Source organism: Azospirillum sp. CT11-132 (assembly GCF_047302835.1).
GTDB lineage: Bacteria > Pseudomonadota > Alphaproteobacteria > Azospirillales > Azospirillaceae > Azospirillum.
Genome location: NZ_JBGLZA010000002.1, coordinates 618836 through 636551 on the forward strand (window position 1 = coordinate 618836; position 17716 = coordinate 636551).

At 69.8% G+C, this 17716-nt stretch carries 14 protein-coding genes; 5 read left to right on the top strand and 9 right to left on the bottom strand.

Features of this window, described 5'->3' with window-relative positions; all coding sequences use genetic code 11:
- Window positions 1-8 precede the first annotated feature (8 nt).
- From tssL to ACCD06_RS04650, 3 genes are all read right to left on the bottom strand, one after another.
- Entirely contained in the window at window positions 9-1400 is a 1392-nt protein-coding gene (gene tssL / locus ACCD06_RS04640) for a type VI secretion system protein TssL, long form (RefSeq protein ID WP_413339112.1), read from the bottom strand.
- 163 nt (window positions 1401-1563) lie between these two features.
- On the bottom strand, window positions 1564-4944 hold the full coding sequence (locus ACCD06_RS04645) for a caspase family protein (RefSeq protein ID WP_413339114.1): 3381 nt from the start codon (window positions 4942-4944) through the stop codon (window positions 1564-1566).
- A gap of 97 nt (window positions 4945-5041) precedes the next feature.
- Window positions 5042-5863, bottom strand: coding sequence for a YMGG-like glycine zipper-containing protein (locus tag ACCD06_RS04650; RefSeq protein ID WP_109075532.1), 822 nt, complete (start codon window positions 5861-5863; stop codon window positions 5042-5044).
- 317 nt (window positions 5864-6180) lie between these two features.
- On the opposite strand from ACCD06_RS04650, the gene ACCD06_RS04655 reads away from it, so the two are divergent.
- A complete protein-coding gene (locus ACCD06_RS04655) occupies window positions 6181-7728 on the top strand; it encodes a caspase family protein (RefSeq protein ID WP_413339116.1) in 1548 nt (515 codons plus the stop codon).
- Between the two features lie 18 nt (window positions 7729-7746).
- Here the strand turns inward: ACCD06_RS04655 and ACCD06_RS04660 are convergent, their stop codons facing one another.
- The 4 genes from ACCD06_RS04660 to ACCD06_RS04675 are packed head-to-tail and all read right to left on the bottom strand — an operon-like array spanning window position 7747 to window position 11227.
- Window positions 7747-8190 (bottom strand): hypothetical protein, encoded by a 444-nt coding sequence (locus ACCD06_RS04660; protein ID WP_413339118.1) that lies wholly within the window; start codon window positions 8188-8190, stop codon window positions 7747-7749.
- A 45-nt stretch (window positions 8191-8235) separates the two neighbouring features.
- Entirely contained in the window at window positions 8236-9042 is an 807-nt protein-coding gene (locus tag ACCD06_RS04665) for an aminotransferase class IV (protein ID WP_413339120.1), read from the bottom strand.
- Window positions 9039-10418, bottom strand: coding sequence for an aminodeoxychorismate synthase component I (gene pabB / locus ACCD06_RS04670; protein WP_413339122.1), 1380 nt, complete (start codon window positions 10416-10418; stop codon window positions 9039-9041). Before pabB ends, ACCD06_RS04665 begins: the two co-directional genes overlap by 4 nt.
- A gap of 23 nt (window positions 10419-10441) precedes the next feature.
- On the bottom strand, window positions 10442-11227 hold the full coding sequence (locus tag ACCD06_RS04675; protein ID WP_109075535.1) for an SDR family oxidoreductase: 786 nt from the start codon (window positions 11225-11227) through the stop codon (window positions 10442-10444).
- A gap of 177 nt (window positions 11228-11404) precedes the next feature.
- Here ACCD06_RS04675 and ACCD06_RS04680 point away from each other — a divergent pair, with 177 nt between their 5' ends.
- Window positions 11405-12094 carry a hypothetical protein gene (locus tag ACCD06_RS04680; protein WP_413339124.1) on the top strand — a complete coding sequence of 230 codons (690 nt, stop codon included), beginning with the start codon at window positions 11405-11407 and terminating at the stop codon, window positions 12092-12094.
- 92 nt (window positions 12095-12186) lie between these two features.
- Here the strand turns inward: ACCD06_RS04680 and clpB are convergent, their stop codons facing one another.
- Window positions 12187-14871 (bottom strand): ATP-dependent chaperone ClpB, encoded by a 2685-nt coding sequence (gene clpB, locus ACCD06_RS04685; protein WP_413339126.1) that lies wholly within the window; start codon window positions 14869-14871, stop codon window positions 12187-12189.
- A 311-nt stretch (window positions 14872-15182) separates the two neighbouring features.
- Here clpB and ACCD06_RS04690 point away from each other — a divergent pair, with 311 nt between their 5' ends.
- From ACCD06_RS04690 to ACCD06_RS04700, 3 genes are all read left to right on the top strand, one after another.
- Complete coding sequence (locus tag ACCD06_RS04690) at window positions 15183-15428, top strand: hypothetical protein (protein WP_199231923.1); 246 nt, start codon at window positions 15183-15185, stop codon at window positions 15426-15428.
- Window positions 15429-15437: 9 nt separating this feature from the next.
- Window positions 15438-16061 carry a hypothetical protein gene (locus ACCD06_RS04695; RefSeq protein ID WP_109075538.1) on the top strand — a complete coding sequence of 208 codons (624 nt, stop codon included), beginning with the start codon at window positions 15438-15440 and terminating at the stop codon, window positions 16059-16061.
- A 101-nt stretch (window positions 16062-16162) separates the two neighbouring features.
- A complete protein-coding gene (locus ACCD06_RS04700; RefSeq protein ID WP_109075539.1) occupies window positions 16163-17077 on the top strand; it encodes a LysR substrate-binding domain-containing protein in 915 nt (304 codons plus the stop codon).
- An 8-nt stretch (window positions 17078-17085) separates the two neighbouring features.
- Here ACCD06_RS04700 and ACCD06_RS04705 read toward each other — a convergent pair whose 3' ends face one another.
- Window positions 17086-17715, bottom strand: coding sequence for an OmpA family protein (locus ACCD06_RS04705; protein WP_413339129.1), 630 nt, complete (start codon window positions 17713-17715; stop codon window positions 17086-17088).
- Between the last annotated feature and the right edge of the window lies 1 nt (window position 17716).

A 17716-nucleotide genomic window follows, 5' to 3' on the forward strand; every position in this document is an offset into this window, starting at 1 on the left:
GGTTCCGCTCATTTCTTGAGGATGATGTCGATCCGGCGGTTCGCCGCCCGGCCCTCGGGCGTGTCGTTGGACGCCACCGGCTCGGTATCGGACTTGCCCTCCGCCTTCAGGCGGGACTTGTCGGCGAACAGCGGATCGAACTCCGCCATCACCGATTCGGCGCGGGCCTTCGACAGGTGCCAGTTCGAGGGGAAGCGCAGACGTCCGCCGCCGGTCATCGGAACATTGTCGGTGTGGCCGGTGATCAGCACCGCGCCCGGCTCCTCCGCGACGGCGCGGCCGACGCGCAGGACCGATCCCCGCACCTTGTCGTTCAAAGTGGCGCTGCCGCTGGCGAACAGGGTGGTGCCGCGCATGCGCACGGTGACCGACAGCGCGTCCTCCGTCACCTCGACCAGTCCCTCGGCGATCTCCGGCTCCAGGAATTTGCGCACACGCTGGACCTGGGTCGTCGGCGGCGGGGGCGGCGGGGCGATCTGCGGCGGGGGCGGCGCCTCTTCCGCCAGCTTGACCGGGGCGGGCGCCTCGATCACCACGCCGCCGTGCGGCGGCAGCCCGGCCAAGCCGGCGAACAGCCGGTCGGACGCGCCGTTCAGCAGGAAGCTCAAGGCCAGGAACAGCAGCAGCAGGAACAGCGCCGTGCCGGCGCCGGTCACCCAGACCGGCAGCGAACTGCGCGGCGGCCGGTATTCCATCGCCATCGCCGCCGCGTTCGGGCAGAGAATGCGGTCGGCGTAGCCGCGTTGCTTGACCAGGATGTTGTAGACGTCTTCGCGGATGCGGGCGTGCTCGGTGTCCTGGCGCCCGCCGACGCGGTAGCGGCCGCGGAAGCCCAGCGACAGGCAGAGATACATCAACTCCAGCAGATCGCCGTACTTGCCCGGATCCTGGCGGGCGGAGGCGAGACGCTCATAGAACTGCTCACCGCCGACGACGTTCTTGTGGAACATGCTGGTGACGTTCTGGCGCGTCCAGGAACTCTGGCTGCCCCAGGGGGAATTCAGCACGATGTCGTCGATCAGCGCGCAGAGCACATAGTGCGCCGTCGCCTGGGTCGCCCCATCCATGCCGGACGCCGTCACCCATTTCTTGAAGTCGCCGAGGGCGCCGATCACGCGCTGGCGCAGCGACTCAAGGTCCGGCACGCCGCCGATGTCGTTCAGCCGCGCCGCCAGAAGCAGCACCGGCGAGGCGGCGGCGGCCAGCGGCGAGCGCGCGGCGAAGATCGCCGCCAGCGCCGGGCCGGAAACCCCGATCGCTGACGCCCGCGACGCGAAAACCCCCTCCCCGCCGGCTGAACCGTCCGACGCGGCCGGCCGCCGGCCGCCCGGCGTCGGCATCAGGACCGTGCGTTCCGATTCCGGTCCGGGCGTGCCGCCAAACTGATCGCCGCCTTGCATGTCCACCCCAATCCCCGCGCCGCTCCCGAAACGGACCGGTCCATCATTTCCAAACACTGTGAACGAACCAATCGACGTTAATCTACCCATTTCTGGCTGGGGATTTTGGGCGGCGTCGCAACGGTCGGCCCCGTGGCGGCGTTCCGCCCCCGCCCCACCCGCCTTATGGCTTTCCAGCCTCCGGCGCGGCCAGCGGGAACGGGTTCAGCTCGTTGCCGCCGGTCTTGAAGATCGCGGACTGGTGCCAACGCTTTTCCCGCGCCAGACGCGGCACAGCACGGTTCACATACTGGCCGAGCGTCAGGTTGTAGACCGCCTCATCCCCCGGCAGCAGCGCCTTGCCCTTCAGCCCTTCCAGCACCGCGTGGGCAAAGATGCCGTTGCGGCCGTCATAGCTGTCCAGCGCCTCCTCCTGCTCCGACGAGGCGGCCAGCAGGTAGCGCTGCCCCATGTCCTGGTACAGCTTGTCGACCGTGCCGGCGGACACCGCGCCGGAATGGCAGGTGTCGAGCATCACCAGCACGTTGCGGGCGGAAATCGCGCTGACCAGCCGGTTCAGCTCCTTCTCCGACAGTCCCTCCCGGCCGATCGCCTCGGCGGTTGCGGCGCTCACGTCCTGGGTGATGAAGTGGTAGAGCTTGACCGACGGGTCCTTCGGCGACGGCACGATCACGCCATGGCCGGCAAGGTAGAGGACGACCGTATCCTCCTCCCGCGCGTTGGCGGCGAGCGCCTCCAGCCCGGCGACGACGGCCTCGCGGCTCGCCTCCTCGTCATAGAGCGTCTTCGACAGCGCCAGCGACTGGTCCCGGTCATAGCCGGCGGGAATCCGGCCGCGCAGCGCGTCGGCGAAGGCGGTGGCGTCGGCGCGGGCGAAGCGCAGCTGCGACCCCTCCGGCCGGTACTTGTCGATGCCGACGACGAAGGTGATCAGCCGCGGCCGGTCCGGCACCGCGCGCTGCCCCTTGCCGTCGTCCGCCACGGCGTCGGCCACCGCGGCAGGCTTCGGCAGCACAAAATCGACCAGGGCCGAGCGTTCGTAGATCGCATCGGAGCCGTTGTAGGCGCGGATCTGCACCCGGTTGCTGCCGGGATCGAGCCGGATGGTGCTGACCCGCTCCTCCGGCGCTGGTGGCTGGTCCTTGGGCGCCGCATCGGCTTGAGCGGCCGGGGGTTGCGCAACAGTTGCGGGTTGGGGCGCCGGCTCCTTGGCGCGGGCGAAAGCGCGGGACTTGGCCTGGCCGCTGACGTTGCGGCCGTTGCGGAACAGGTCGACCGTGCCGATGCCGCCGCCGGTGTCGGCCAGACGATAACGCAGGCGAACGGAACCGATCCCCTCCGGCAAAGCGACGGTCAGGCGCGGTTCCTCCGCCACGGCGTCCAGATCCACCCCCTGCGCCCCGCCCTGAGCCGCAGGCTTCGGCGGTGCCGGCTCCTTGGCGCGGGCGAAGGCGCGGCTGACCGGCGTCATGTCCAGCGGATGGCAGGTTTCGGCATCCGCCGCGGCGGTCGGAGTGGGGGTCGGAGCGGCCGGCAATTGGGCGGGGGTTGGGGCGGGGGCCGGGCTTTCCGTCGGCGCGGGCGCCTCGGCGGCGCCGGTGCCGAGCGCCAGTCCGCGGGCGGCGGCGGGCACGGTGCAATAATCCAGCAGGGTCACCTGCGGACGGCGCTGGGTCAGAAGGCGGATGTCACCGATGGCGGCGAGCCGCGCCGCGATGTCCGCCTGCCCGGTCTGCTGCAGCTTGGCGCGCACCAGTTCGGGCGCATCGAAGACGCGGTAGACCTGCTTGAACTCGATCCACTGGCTGCCCTTCTTCTTCGGGTCGTTCAGGTGGAAGCCGACCAGCGTCTCGCCACCGCTTTCCGAATGGTCGAAGAAGGCCTCCGGCGTCCACAGCACCCAGCGGCGGCCGTCGCGGTGCGGGAACAGCGCCGCCAGTTCCTCCAGCGGGCGGGCGCCGCCGGACAGCGCGTACCAGCGCAGCGTGCCGTCGCCCAGCGCCGCCACGGCGACGCGGCCATCGGCGGAGGCGACGACTCCCCACACGGCGGCCGGCACCTCGGCGCGGGCAAGCTCGGCCCCGGCCGCATCGAGAAGGCGCAGGCTGAATTCGCCGCCCATCAGCACACGGCGCTGCGCCCCCAGCACGGTGACGCTGCGCGCCCACTCGCCGCTGTCCAGCTTTACCGGCTGGCCATTGACCTTCGGCGCGCGGCTGTTGCGCCAGTCCGCCACGCCGATCCCCGGCCCTTCGGCGACCGGACGGTTCAGGCCCGGCAGCGGTTCCGGCGCCGAGGTCAGGCTGCGGGCCAGAACGTCGAAGCGCATCGGCCGTCGGCCGCCCTGCTCCATGCCGAATTCCAGCACCAGACCGTCGTCGGACAGGCCGAAACGGCCGAGATGGATGTCACGGTAATCGGCAACGTCGCCCATGCGGGCGAACTGCAGCCGGCCGGCCGGATCGATCACGCCCCAACCGGGATCGGCGGCGGCGAATGCCACGCCGCCGCCCGGCAGGGCCAAAAGGTGGGTCACGGAATCGCGCGCCGCCGCGACGTCGGTGAAGGCGCCCTTCCCCGCCTCGGCCCAGCGGCGCACCACGTTGCGCGTTCCATCCTGGGTCGCGGTGCCGGCGGCGACCAGGGTGGTGCCGTCCCAGGCGACGGCGGCGAAGCTGCCCCCGGCGATGCCGGTGGTCTTGGGCGAATAGCGCGTCTTCAGGTCGGCGCCGGACAGCACGTCGACCCGCGTCTGATCGGCATAGCCGACCGCCAGCAACGCCCCGTCATGGGAAAAGGCGACCGAGTAGGGCAACCCCTTGCCCGGATTGCGCTTGGCCTTCTGCTTGAAGCCGGCGTCATAGAGCCGGACATTGCCGTCGAAGGAAGCGGTGGCGAGCCGTCCGTCGGGGGAGAAGGCGAGGGCCGAGACCCGCGCCCCGTATCCCGCATCCTCCGCGACCATGCGGAAGCTGGCGCTGTCCCACACGCGGAGCCCCGCGGTGCCGCCGAAAGCCCCGGCGACGAACCGGCCGTCCGGCGAGATGGCCAGATCGTTCAGCACCTGCGGCTGGCCGGGAAGCCGGGCCTTCAGCCGCTGCGCCTTCACGTCGAACAGGTAGAGCGTGACGCCGTCGCCCCAGCTGGTTCCCGTGTTCCCCGCGGCGACGGCCAGCGAGCCGTCGGCGGACAGGGCGACGGCATAGAGCGCCCCCTCGTCCCCCGCCTCCATCGGCACGCGCAGCACGCCCAGCGGCTCGCCGCTGTCGCGGCTCCACAGGCGCAGGGTCTTGTCGTTGGAAACGCTGGCGATCAGCCGGCCCTGCGCATCGCTGGCCAACCGGTTGACCCGCGCGGTGTGGCCGCCGGTCTCGATCCGCAGGAAGGCCCCGGTCGACGCATCGCCCGCCAGCGCCGGCCGGGCCGTCAGCCCGTCTGCCAGGAGCCCGCCCAGCAGGAGGCCGAGGAAAGCCCACAGAAAGGCGCCGGCCCGAAGGCCGCACCGAAGTCGCGCAATCTGGCGAGTGAGACAGCCGGCCATCATCCGTTCCGCTTGCACTGTGTCGCCGGGACCGGCCCGGCCGCGCACCCCATCGGTCTCCGGGGACGCGCGGCCGGACCGCTCCGGTCAGAGTGGGGCCTCAGACCGCGTCGAGGGTGGCTTCCTTCTGGGCGATCTGCTGAATGCTGGTGGTGGTGGCGTTGATGCGCTCCGACGTCTCGAACGCGGTGTTGGTGCGCTGGACCACCTGCGATGCCGGGGTACCGCTGGCGGTGGTCGTGGCGGCCTGCTTCGCCTTCTTCTTCTTGGTCTGCTCCTTGACCGCGGTCTTGGTGCGGATCCTCTCGGCGGCGCCCGGTTCGATGTTGTCGGCGGCGATCAGATACTCGTCGCGGCGCTTGACGATGTTCTGGTTGATGCTGCTGGCGATGGCGTAATCCTTGTCCAGCTGGGCACGGATCAGGGTCATGCGCTGCTCCGCCTCCGGCTTGCCGATGCGCTTGGCCTTGTAGTCGGCCTTGACGCGCGCGATCTCGGCGCGGCGGCAGTTCACCAGCTGGTCGAGAGCGATCTGGGTACGGTTGAGGTTCTGGTTTTCGGTGTCGAGGTCGTTCATGACGCCCAGGATCGCCTGATCGCGGCCCTGCTGCGCCTTGGAATTCCAGTAACCACCGAGCGTGCCCAGCGCGGCCCCGGCCGCAGCGCCGATCAGTGCGCTCTTCAGGTTGCCGCCGGCGAGCGCGCCGGTCAGCGCACCGACACCGGCCCCGATGGCGGCGCCCTTCAACATGTCCTCGGCATAATAGTCGCCGGTCGAATCGAGCGCGACGCGGTACTGGTAGCAGGCGTCGGTGCCGTCATTCGCGCCGATGCGGTCCTGCTGCGTGGTCACGCAGCCGCTGAGCGCCATGGCGACGATGGTGATGGAGACGAGGCTTGCCTTGGCGCGGTTGCTTCGCATGAGCTTATTCCCGTTTGCACTGCCGTTTGCGGCGTCATTCGTTCCGTTCCCGAAGTCCCGGCCGGCCGTTCCACCCCCACAGTGGATGCGGCCCCCCTGCCGATCGGGTCCGGCTGCAACGCTGCCACAGCAACAACCGCAAAGGAAGTGATCTTTACCACCAATTCGTGCGGCCTTTTATGCATCGGCATCCGCGTGTAGCCTGCGCTGCACGGCATCGTTGGGGGACTGCAATGTTTCGAGGAAGGCGACGCCAGGGCACAGCCGCCGGCGCAATTTTGGGAGGCTTCGTCACGGTCGCCGCCGCGGCGGGACTTATGCTCGCGGCCACGCCGGCGCGGGCGGAAATCGCCGCCCTGGTCATCGGAATCGACCGATATACCCAGGTCAACCCGCTGCAGGGCGCGGTGAACGACGCCCGCGACATCGCCGGCGCGTTGAAGGGGCTCGGCGTCCGCAAGCTGCGCCTGTTCATCGACGGGGAGGCGGAGCGCAGCCGGATCATCGCCGCGTGGCGGCAGCTGATCGCCGAGACCGCCCCCGACTCGACGCTGGTGCTGACCTTCGCCGGCCATGGCGCCCAGCAACCGGAGCGTGTGCCCGGCAGCGAGGCCGACGGCATGGACGAGTTCCTGGTGCTGGCCAATTTCGCCCCGCGCGGCCCCGGCACCGCCCAGCGTCTGACCGACGACGAGATCGCCGTTCTGCTGAAGGAGGCCGCTCCGCGCCGGGTGATTTTCATCTCCGATTCGTGCCATTCCGGCACGATGACCCGCGCCTTCGACGACCGCGCCGGCATGCTGGGCACGCGGGCGGCGAAGATCGACGGCGTTCCGGTCGACCATATCGAGGACGACGCCCTTCCCCTGCCCACCCGCGCCGCCCTGCAGGCGGAGGCGGAGGACCAGCCGAACGTCACCTTCTTCGCCGCGGTGGCCGACCACGAGCTGGCGCCGGAGGTGATGATCGACCAAAAGCCGCGCGGCGCGCTCAGCTGGGCGTTCGCCAATGCCTTGCGCGGTCAGGCCGACCGCGACGGCGACGGCATCGTCACCAAGGGGGAACTGGAGGCGCATGTCCGCGGCGCCGTGCGCATGGCGCTGGAGGGGCGGCAGCATCCGCAGGTGCAGCCGCGCGGCCGTGGCGAGATTCCGCTGATCGACCCGGTCGCCACCAAGCCGAAGCCGCCGTCCCTGCTGCCGGACGCCGGGCCGATCCCGCTGCGCATCCTGGGCAAGCCGGCGGCGGTGAAGAAGCTGGCGGCGGGCTTCACCGGGATCGAACTCGCCGGAAAGGACGATCCCGCCCTGGTCTGGGACAGCGCCACCGGCGAGGTGGTCAGCTCGATGGGCGACGTGCTGGCCAGCATCCCCGGCGACCCGGCGGACCCGGAAACCCGGCGGCGGGTGCAGGGGGTGGTCGACAAATGGTCGCTGGTGGTGCGGGTGAAGGCGGCGGCGCAGGACCGCTCGCTGACCCTGGCGGTGGAGCCGGGCGACCGCGATTATCGCAAAGGGGAGACGGTCTCGCTCGCCATCGGCGGCAACAGCGGGACCTATTTCACCCTGATCAACCTCGCCGCCGACGGCACGGTCAACTACCTCTACCCGCTGGCGGAGCGCAACGACCCGGCGCAGATCCCGCGCGGCGGACCCTACCGGCTGGCGCTGACGGTGGAGCCGCCCTTCGGCGCCGACCATTTCCTCGCCATCGCCTCGCCGAAGCCGATGACGGCGCTGCAGCGCGATCTCGCGGCGCTCGACGGCAAGCCGGCCGCCGCGGAGGTCGCCACCCTGCTGACGCGTCACCTGACCGGACAGCCGGTGGAGTTCGGCATCCACGGCGTCTACAGCACCGCACGCTGAGCGGCGCCGGACGCGGGGTCAGGCCAGCGCCGGCAGTTGCGGGGCGAGCGCCAGATGCAGCTCGTGGCGCCCGTCCGGCAGCCCCGGCCGGTAACCGAAATCGAGGGCGATGCCGGACAGCGTCAGCCCGTTCGCCTCGGCATGGGCCTGCAGGCGGGCGAAGCCATCGGCGATCCCCGCCGCCGGGCCGTCCTGAACGGTGCGCAGATAGCGGCCGGCGTCAAGGTCGACGCGGACCATGCCGGCCGGGATCTCGCTCGCCTTCGCCGCCATGAAGCCGACCAGCCGGCGCTGCAGCCCGTTCGCCTCCGGCAGCGACACGGCGGCGAAAGCGGCCGTTCCGGTGTCGGCGGCGAACACGCGCTCCCACGCGGCGGCGACGGCGGCGGGCAGGTCGTCGCGACCGGCCTCGACCATGCAGCCGATGATGGTCAGTTCGGGAAAGGTCACTGTCTCGATCATCAGGATCCCTTGGATGGCCCCTTGGATGGCCACTTGGATGGTGGTTTACAGGTCGGCATCGGCCAGCAGGCGGGCCAGCACCGGGCCTGCGGCACCGGAACCGACCCGCCGGCCGTCGACGGCAACCAGCGGGCGCAAGCCCAGGCTGTTGGTCAGGATGGCCTCGTCGGCGCGGGCGAGGTCGTCGGGGGTGAGCGGCGCCTCCTCCGCGCCAAGGCGCTCCAGGATCAGGGCGCGGCGGATGCCGGGCAGCGCGCCGTCGGCGACGGGCGGGGTCAGCAATCGGCCGCCGATGGACAGGAACAGATTGGCGACGCTCGATTCCGCCAGCCGGCCGGCGCCGTTCAGCAGCAGCGCCTCGTCGGCGCCCCGCTCCGCCGCCTCCTGCCGGGCCAGGATGGAATCCAGGTAGTTCAGCGACTTCAGCCGCGACAGCGGCGAATGCTCGTTGCGGCGGGTGCAGCCGGCGATGATTGCGGCGACCGGCGACGTCATGTGGGCAGCCGGCGCCGCCGTCATCAGCAGGGTCGGCCGGGCGTCGGCCGGCGGCAGCACGCCGCGGGCGCCGGTGCCGCGCGACAGGGTCAGGCGCAGGACGCCGTCGGTCAGGCCCACCGCCTCGATCAGCGCTGTCATGGCACCGGTCAGATCCGCGGAGTCATAGGGCACCGGCAGGCGGAGCAACTCCGCCCCCGCGCCCAGCCGGTCGAGATGGCGCGGCAGGTGGCGCGGAGCGCCGTCCTTGATCCGGATCGTCTCGAACAGCCCGTCGCTGAGGGTGAAGCCGCGGTCGGCCGGGTCGATCCGCGCCTCCGCGGCGGGCACCAACCGTCCGTTCAGCCAGATTGTCATTGCAACCTCTCCCCTGCCCACTCCACCACCGGATATCCTGCGGCGCGCAGTTGGGCGCGTGCCTTGACCAGCATCTCCTCATGCTCGTCCGCCGGATCGGAATCGGCGACGATGCCGCCGCCGGCCTGGGCGATCACATGATCCTGCGTCACCGACAAGGTGCGGATGACGATGTTGCTGTCCATGGCGCCGTCGAAGCCGATCCAGGCCACAGACCCGCAATAGGCGCCGCGCCGCGCCACCTCCAGCTCGTCGATGATCTGCATGGCGCGAATCTTCGGCGCCCCGGTGATCGACCCGCCGGGACAGGCGGCGCGCAGCAAATCGACCGGCCCCAGCCCCGGCAGCAGGCGGGACGTCACCACCGACACCAGATGATGGACGGTGGCGAAGCTCTCCAGCCCGAACAGCACCGGCACCTTGACGCTGCCGACCTCCGACACCCGCGCCAGATCGTTGCGCAGCAGGTCGGTGATCATCAGGTTTTCCGCCCGGTCCTTGATGCTGGCCGACAGCGCCGCCGCCGCCGCCGCGTCGGCGGCCGGGTCGGCGTGACGGGGTCGGGTGCCCTTGATCGGCCGCGTCTCGATCGTCCGGTCGGCGCCCAGCCGGATGAAGCGCTCCGGCGACGCTCCGGCCAGACGCAGCCTGGGGCCGCAGTTCAGGAAAGCGGCGAAGGGCGCAGGGCTGAACCGGCGCAGCCGCTCGTACAGCGCATAGGCGTCGGTGTCCGGCCCGGCATCGGCCAGGAAGCGCTGGGTGAAGTTGGCCTGATAGATGTCGCCGGCGCGGATATACTCCAGAACCCGCCCGACCCGGTCGAGGTAGTCGGGACGCGACAGCTCCGACCGCCAGCGCATCGGCGCAGGCCCGGCCGATTGTTCCGGAGGCGGAACGGACAGCCGCGCCGCCATGCGCCGGGCGCGGTCCTCCGCCTCCGGCCGGGCGGCGATGACCCAGGCGCGCCGTTCCTGCCGATCGAAGGCCGCGACGACGTCGTACAGGCCGAAGGCTAAGTCCGGCTGCCCGCCCGGATTGCCATGGCGGGAGCGCAACCCCTCCAAAGCCGTTCCGGCTTCGTAACCGATGAAACCCACGGCTCCTCCGGTGAAGGGAACCGGGCCGTCGGAGGGACGCGGATGAGTGGAAAGCGCCCGTTCCAGCGCGTCGAAGGGGCTGCCGCCGACCGGGCGGCCATTGATCAGTGTCTGGCCGCCGATGGCTTCGACAGTTTGGAACGGTTCCGCAACGATATAGGAATGCCGTCCGTTCCGCGGATGGGGGGCGGCACTGTCGAGCAGCATCGCCCAGGGCTCGGCACTCCAGGGGCGGAACAGGGCGGCGGGATCGCCGCAGGAAATGGGAATTGTCAGCATGGCGGGGACAGTCGGCCGTCGGCTTACATCAAGATGGTGGCGCCGCCATCGACGACCAAGACGTGACCATTGACATAGGACGCCGCCGCCGAGGCCAGGAACACCGCCGCCCCGGCGATCTCCTCCGGCCGGCCCCAGCGCCGCATCGGCGTGCGGTTGGCGAAATAGGCGGAGCGCTCTGGGTCTCCCGTAATGGCCGCATTCGTTTCGGTTGCGAAAAAGCCGGGAGCGATGGCGTTGCTGGTCAGTCCCATCGGTCCATATTCGGCGGCCAGCGCCCGCACCATGCCGTTCAGCCCCGATTTCGCCGCGGCATAGACGCTGTCGTTGGCCCGCGAAATCTGCCCGGCGACGGAGGTGACGGCGATCAGCCGTCCGCTGCCCCGCGGCAGCATCAGCCGCGCCGCTTCCCGCGCCAGAATGAGGGAGGAAGCCAGATCGACGTCGAGAAGGGTGACGATCTCGTCGTCCGTCAGATCGGCCAGCGGCTTGCGGTTGCGCTGCCCGACATTCTGGACCAGCACATCGAGGCGTCCATGCTCCCCTGCGATCCGTGCGAAGGCATCGCGCACCGCCGCCCGGTCGGAGACGTCGAAGGCCAGCACCGAAGCCGACCCGCCGGCGGCTTCGATTTCGGCGACGCGGGCCTCCAGCGTCGCGGCGTCGCGGCCGTTCAGCAGCACATGCGCGCCCGATCCGGCCAGCGCCCGTGCGATCTCCAACCCCAGTCCACGGCCCGACCCGGTGACGAGCGCCACCTGCCCGGCGAGCGAGAAGGTCGACAGATAGGGTGGGATCGTCGCGGCCATGTCTGTCTCCGGCTGTTGCAGCACCGCCCGCGCCCAATCGGCGCCGCCGAGATGTAGCAGACCGGTCCGCCCATTGGCACCCTCGATGCGGCAGGCGCTTGCCGACCGATTGTTGCCTGGCTACCACTTTCTTGCATATCCGCTTCTGCCCGCCGTCCCACCGCGAGAGTTCCGGCCATGCCGCTTCCTCCTCCCGACAAGCTTCGCGAACTCGCGATGATGTTCGCGACCAACGCGCCGGCCGCCGACAGTTTCGAGCCGTTCAGCGAAACACGGACCAAGCTGGCGAAATACTCCAAGATGGCGCTGATCGGCGCTGCGCAGAGCGGCCTGCAGACCGGCGTCACCGCACTCAGTGGAGTGGCGACCGCGACCGTCAATGTCGGGATCGGCTCGATCGCCCTGTTCCCGCTGGGGGCGGCGCTGGGGCCGTGGCTGGTGGCGCTGGCCATCGGCATCACCGCGAACGGCATCTTCGCCCTGCACGATCTCCGCACCGCCGCCACGCGCAGCAACGGCTATCCGTGCAGTTGCGGCAAGTGCAAGGCCAACCTGACCTACGTGATCGACCGCAAGGAGAACAACACGGCGATCAAGGCGGTCAGCGTCTTCACCGCCGGGCTTCCCTTCATCGCCGACCGCATCTGGTCGATCCGCAAGTCCTTCCGGAAGGACAGCCCGAAGGAGAATGTCTGCATCAGCATGATCGAGGGGGCGCGCGGCGGCTGCCTGTGCGCGATCGCCTCGATCATGATGCTGTGCGGCGAGTGGAAGCAGAACGAAAAGGCGGATGCCGCGCTGGTGGTCGACGCCGTCGCCATCATCTGGTCGAGCGACGGCGCCAAGAAGCTGAAATCGAAATGGTAACGGCGCGCCGGACGGATCGGAGCAGGCCGGCGGCATAGGAAAAAGGCTTCGGATGCCGGAGCATCCGAAGCCTTTCCGTTACCGCATCACCGTCAGTGGACCGACGCCTCCCGCGCCGCGGCGGCGCTCGCCACCGGCGGTAGGGCGAAGCCCAAGGGCGGACGCTCCGGCGCCTTGAAGCCGTGCGCCCGGTCCTCCTCCACCACCACGCCGTCCAGCGCCAGCCGGCCGTCGACCACCGACAGGGTCATGGTGGTCTTGCCCTCCACCTCCTCGTCGAGCAGACGCTCGGCGATCGGGTCCTCGACAAGGCCCTGGATGGCGCGCTTCAACGGACGGGCGCCGAAGGCCGGATCCCAGCCCAGATCGCCCAGCCGCCGCTTGGCCGCCGCATCCGCCGCCAGGGTGACGCCGCGCTCGGCCAGCCGCTCATTGACGCGGGACAGCTGGATATCGACGATCCGCGACATCTGGTCCCGGCCCAGCCGGCGGAAGATCAGGACATCGTCCAGCCGGTTGAGGAACTCCGGCCGGAAGGCCTTGCGGACCGCGTCCATCACCTCCACCGTCACGCCGGCCATATCCTCGTCATCGCCCAACGCGCTCAGCGCCTCGGCCCCCAGGTTGGAGGTCATGATGAGGATAGCGTGGCGGAAATCGGCGGTCCGGCCCTGCCCGTCGGTCAGCCGCCCGTCGTCGAGCGCCTGCAGCAGGACGTTCAGCACGTCGGGATGCGCCTTCTCCACCTCGTCCAGCAGCACGACCTGATAGGGCCGGCGCCGGATGCGTTCCGCCAGCGAACCGCCATCGTCATAGCCGACATAGCCCGGAGGCGAGCCGATCATGCGGCTGACCGCGTGCTTCTCCATGTACTCCGACATGTCGAGCCGGGTGATCGCCGTCTCGTCGTCGAACAGGAAGGCGGCCAAGGCCTTGGCCAGTTCGGTCTTGCCGACGCCGGTCGGACCCAGGAACAGGAAGGAGCCGGTCGGGCGGCTGGGGTCTTTCAGACCGGCACGGGCACGCCGCACCGCCTTGGACACCGCACGCACCGCCTCTTTCTGGCCGACGACGCGCTCCGCCAGCTTGTCCTCCATGCCCTTCAGCCGCTGCCGCTCGCCCTCCAGCATCCGTTCGACCGGAATGCCGGTCCAGCGGGTGACGACGGCGCCGATGTCCTTGGCCGTCACCTCGTCGCGCTCCGTGCTGGCGCGCGATTCGGCCTCGGCCAGACGCTTCTCCAGGTCGGGCACCACGCCATAGGCCAGCTCGCCGGCCTTGGCCCAGTCGCCGTCGCGCTGGGCGCGCTCCAGCTTGGTGCGGGCCTGGTCAAGCTCCTCCTTCAGGCGGCGCCCCTCGGTGCGGCGGGACTGCGAGGCACGCCATTCCTCTTCCATCGAGGACTGGCGGGCTTCCGCTTCGGCCAACTCGCCTTCCAGGGCGTGCAGGCGTTCCTGCGAGGCGGCGTCCGGCTCGGCCTTCAGCGCCTCACGCTCAATCTTCAGTTGGGCGACGCGACGGTCGACGGCGTCGAGCGCCTCCGGCTTGCTGTCGATGGCCATGCGCAGGCGGCTCGCCGCCTCGTCGACCAGATCGATGGCCTTGTCAGGCAGCCGGCGGTCGCCGATGTAGCGCGCCGACAGGCTCACCGCCGCGACCACCGCCGCGTCGGCGATGCGCACGCCGTGATGTACCTCGTACTTGCCCTTGATGCCACGTAGGATCGACACGGCGTCGTCCACCGACGGCTCGTCCACCGTCACCGGCTGGAAGCGGCGGGCCAGCGCCGCGTCCTTTTCGATGTATTTGCGGTATTCGTCCGGCGTGGTGGCGCCGACGCAGCGCAGCTCGCCACGCGCCAGCGCGGGCTTCAGCATGTTGGCGGCGTCCATCGCCCCATCGGTGCGCCCGGCGCCGATCAGGGTGTGCAGCTCGTCGATGAACAGGATGATGCGGCCGTTGGCCTCCTGCACCTCGGCCAGGACCGATTTCAGCCGCTCCTCGAACTCGCCGCGGAACTTGGCACCGGCCAGCAGGGCGGTGAGGTCGAGCGCCAGCACGCGCCGGTCCTTCAGCCCTTCCGGCACATCGCCGGAGGCCAGTCGCTGGGCCAGCCCCTCGACCACGGCGGTCTTGCCGACGCCGGGGTCGCCGATCAGGACGGGGTTGTTCTTGGTCCGGCGCGCCAGCACCTGGATGGTGCGGCGGATTTCGTCGTCGCGGCCGATCACCGGATCGAGCCGGCCCTGCCGCGCCTCGTCCGTCAGGTCGCGGGTGTAGCGGGCCAGCGCCTCGCCGGAGGTCGTTTCGGTCTCGGCGTCGGCGGGATGGTCCTTGCGCTGGGCATCGGCTGCGGCGGCCAGCGCGTCGGCATCGACGCCGGCGCGGCGGAACAGCGCGCGCAGCGGGCCGCTCTGGCGGGCGAGGCTCTCCAGCAGCCGTTCGGCGGTGACGAAGCGGTCGCCGCCGTTGCGCGCCGAGGCGACGGCGCCCTGCAGCACGGCGGCCAGCGCCGGCGACATGTAGAGCGGCTGCGGGCCTTCGTTGGCGCCCGGCTGGACCGGAGCGCGGGACAGTTGTTCCTCGGTCGCGGACTTCAGCAGATCGGGATCGCCGCCGGTGTCGCGCACCAGACGCGCGGCGACGCCGCTGGTGTCGTCGATCAGGGCCTTCAGCAGATGTTCGGGGAGAAGCTGTTGGTGCCGCTCGGCAAGGGCGGCGATCTGCGCGGCCTGAATGACGCCACGCGCACGATCGGTGAATTGACCGAAGTCCATCCGGCACTCCGTTTCCATGGTCTCCCGCCCAGCCATCCGGCGCGGGACGGCGCGTCCACGATCCGCAAAATGCGCGATCGCCCGGCGCCTGATGGGTAAATGGTTAACGGATTTGCGGCGATCAAGAGGGGGGAGTTATGAGGGCGCCGGCTGCACCCGTTGCCCGGAACCGGGCTTGCAACTGAAGCTCAACAGTTCGATCCTTCGGCCGCACCGGTAACTCCGGCCAGCTTGAAGAATACGAGATTCATCGTATATTGTGGGGGTTGCCGGTGGGGTGGTCGACGGTAAAGCCCAAGGTCATTCGGGCCTTGAAGGACGGGACGTTTCAGCACGAAGCCCGAAATGCGATCGATACCAAGAACTTGCTGCAGATGGGAGCCGTTACCGCTGATGACGTCATTCAGCTATTGAAGAACGCCAGAGGCAACGATCACAGCGTCAGCCCTCACCACAGGGATCCAGGCATCGAGGTCAACATCGTAAAGCGTCAGGGCTGGTACATTAAGTTTTACTTCGTAGATCCTGACACGATCTTTATCAGCGTTCATCAATGAGGTGTCGTCGTGAAGATCTACCGTGAAGGCGACAAGAGCAAGGCCGTGTGCGAGACGGACGGACTGACGACGACCACCTTCGCCCTGCGCGACGTCCCGTTCAAAGACGGCAAAGGCGTGGCGCAGAACATCCTGGTCGCCGTATGCGACAAGTGCGGTGCGGTCGTCGCCACTCCGCCGCAATCGACGCCGGCCATCAAGGCCGCCTACGACAGGGCCACGATCTCCATCGAAGCCAACCTGCCGTCGGTCTACACCGACGCTCTCGATCTTGCGGCGTATCGCATCGACCCGGGCCTGACGACCGAATTCCGCAAGCCGCTGCTGATGTACTACATCAACCGGTACGCCGCCGACCGGAGCCTGTCACGGCAGTTGGCCGACAGCCTCATCGAGACCAAGGCCTTTTTCGAAGACGCGCCGAAGGCCGTGAATGGTTCGGCAAGGCGGCGTCTGTCGATGAAGATCACCCCGACCATGTCGCGTGATCTGGAGGCCGTCGTCGAGGTCACGGCGCTCAACAAGACGGATGTCATCAAGTCCGTGATCGGCTGCATCCACAAGGACATCGTTGCCCCGGAGAAGCCAAAGGGGCTGAAGACGCTCAGGATGCTCGCCGCCGTCGCTTCCTGAGCCACAAGGTTAGACGCCAGAGGGCAAGGCGCCATATTGACACGCGATCCCCACCGCCCCTTTCATAACATCACGATATGGACAACAAGGGGTCCGGTGGGATGGACGTTCGGCAGCTTCGCTATTTCCTGGGCATCGTCGAGCATGGCTCGATTTCCCGCGCGGCGGAGACGTTACGGGTGGCGCAGCCGGCGCTCAGCCTGCATTTGAAGCGGATGGAAGAGGATTTCGGCTGCCAGTTGGTCTTGCGCACGGCGCGCGGCGTGGTGCCGACGGAAAGCGGGCGGCGACTGGCTCAGCGGGCGGCGGCGCTTATCGATCAGATGGACGGGCTGCGCGACGAGGTGCGCGCGGTGGAAGCGGTGCCGGCCGGGCCGGCGACCGTCGGCATCCCGACCTCGCTCGGGCCGGTGCTGACGGTGCCGCTGGCGCTGGCGGTGCGCCGCACCCATCCGCAGATCCGGCTGAGGGTGGTGGAGGGGCTGTCCGGCCATATGCTGGAATGGGTGCTGTCGGGGCAGCTCGACCTTGCGCTGGTGTTCGGCACCAAGGAGATGGGCGGGCTGGAAACCGAGCTGGTGGCGCGGGAACGGCTGCATCTGGTCGGGCCGGCCGACGACCCGCTGCTGCGCGGCCGCGGCGCGATTCCCTTCGCCGAGGCGCTGTCCCTGCCGTTGATCCTGCCCGGCCGCCCGCACGGCGTGCGCGAAGAGGTGGAGCACGCCGCCCTGCTGGCGCGGGCCGGCGTCACCGTCGCGCTGGAGATCGACGCCCTGGAGCAGATCAAGGCGCTGGTGGCGGAAGGCTGCGGCTACACCGTGCTGTCCGACCGGGTGGCGCGGCATGGCGCGGCGGCGGAGCGGCTGACCGGCCTGCCCATCGTCGATCCGCAGATCGACCGGACCATCCTGCTGGCCCATGCCGCCGGCCGGCCGATGTCGGCCGCCGCCCGCGCGACGCACGGCATCCTCGGCGGCATCCTGGCTGGCCTGACGCAGGACGGCGGGTGGCGGTGAGCTGCCAGTCAGGAGCCCAGGTTGACGATCTCCACCCGCCGGTTGGCGTCGCTGGCCGGGTTCGCCGGGTCGAGAAGCTGCTGGGAACCGCGGCCGACGGCGACCAGCCGGCCCGCCGACACGCCGAAGGTCCGGGTCAGGTAATCGCGAACCGAGGCGGCGCGCCGCTTCGACAGGGCGAGGTTGTAGTCGGGGTTGCCGACGCCGTCGGTGTGGCCGGTCAGCTGGAAGCGGTAGGCGGCGAGATCCGGCGAGGTCAGGGCGCGGCCCAGCTCGTTCAGGATGCCGGTCGCCTTCGGCGTGAGTTCCGCCGAATTGAAGGCGAACTCCACCTGGAAGCTGATCCGCGGCGCCGCCTTCGGCTGGGGAGCGGGGCTGCCGTAGCTTGGTGCAGTTGCCGGTGCCGGGGCGGGAGCAGGAGCGGTAGTCGGCGCCGCAGTGGTGTCGCCGGTTCCCAGCGCCAGACCGCGGGTCCGCGGCTTCTCGTCGCCCTGCGGCCGGTCCGGCTTCAGCGCGCGGATGAAATCCTCCGACGTGGTCGGTGCGGCAGCCGGATCGGTGGCCAGCGCCGAACCGCTCACCGACAGCAGCAGACCCAGGCCGGCCAGCGCCGGCCGCAACATCCCGACCGCATCCATT

Bases quoted from the DNA above. Each gene is read 5' to 3' on its own strand.
- tssL (WP_413339112.1), bottom strand. From the start codon at position 1,400: ATGCAAGGCGGCGATCAGTTTGGCGGCACGCCCGGACCGGAATCGGAA.
- ACCD06_RS04645 (WP_413339114.1), bottom strand. From the start codon at position 4,944: ATGATGGCCGGCTGTCTCACTCGCCAGATTGCGCGACTTCGGTGCGGC.
- ACCD06_RS04650 (WP_109075532.1), bottom strand. From the start codon at position 5,863: ATGCGAAGCAACCGCGCCAAGGCAAGCCTCGTCTCCATCACCATCGTC.
- ACCD06_RS04655 (WP_413339116.1), top strand. From the start codon at position 6,181: ATGCTCGCGGCCACGCCGGCGCGGGCGGAAATCGCCGCCCTGGTCATC.
- ACCD06_RS04660 (WP_413339118.1), bottom strand. From the start codon at position 8,190: ATGATCGAGACAGTGACCTTTCCCGAACTGACCATCATCGGCTGCATG.
- ACCD06_RS04665 (WP_413339120.1), bottom strand. From the start codon at position 9,042: ATGACAATCTGGCTGAACGGACGGTTGGTGCCCGCCGCGGAGGCGCGG.
- pabB (WP_413339122.1), bottom strand. From the start codon at position 10,418: ATGCTGACAATTCCCATTTCCTGCGGCGATCCCGCCGCCCTGTTCCGC.
- ACCD06_RS04675 (WP_109075535.1), bottom strand. From the start codon at position 11,227: ATGGCCGCGACGATCCCACCCTATCTGTCGACCTTCTCGCTCGCCGGG.
- ACCD06_RS04680 (WP_413339124.1), top strand. From the start codon at position 11,405: ATGCCGCTTCCTCCTCCCGACAAGCTTCGCGAACTCGCGATGATGTTC.
- clpB (WP_413339126.1), bottom strand. From the start codon at position 14,871: ATGGACTTCGGTCAATTCACCGATCGTGCGCGTGGCGTCATTCAGGCC.
- ACCD06_RS04700 (WP_109075539.1), top strand. From the start codon at position 16,163: ATGGACGTTCGGCAGCTTCGCTATTTCCTGGGCATCGTCGAGCATGGC.
- ACCD06_RS04705 (WP_413339129.1), bottom strand. From the start codon at position 17,715: ATGGATGCGGTCGGGATGTTGCGGCCGGCGCTGGCCGGCCTGGGTCTG.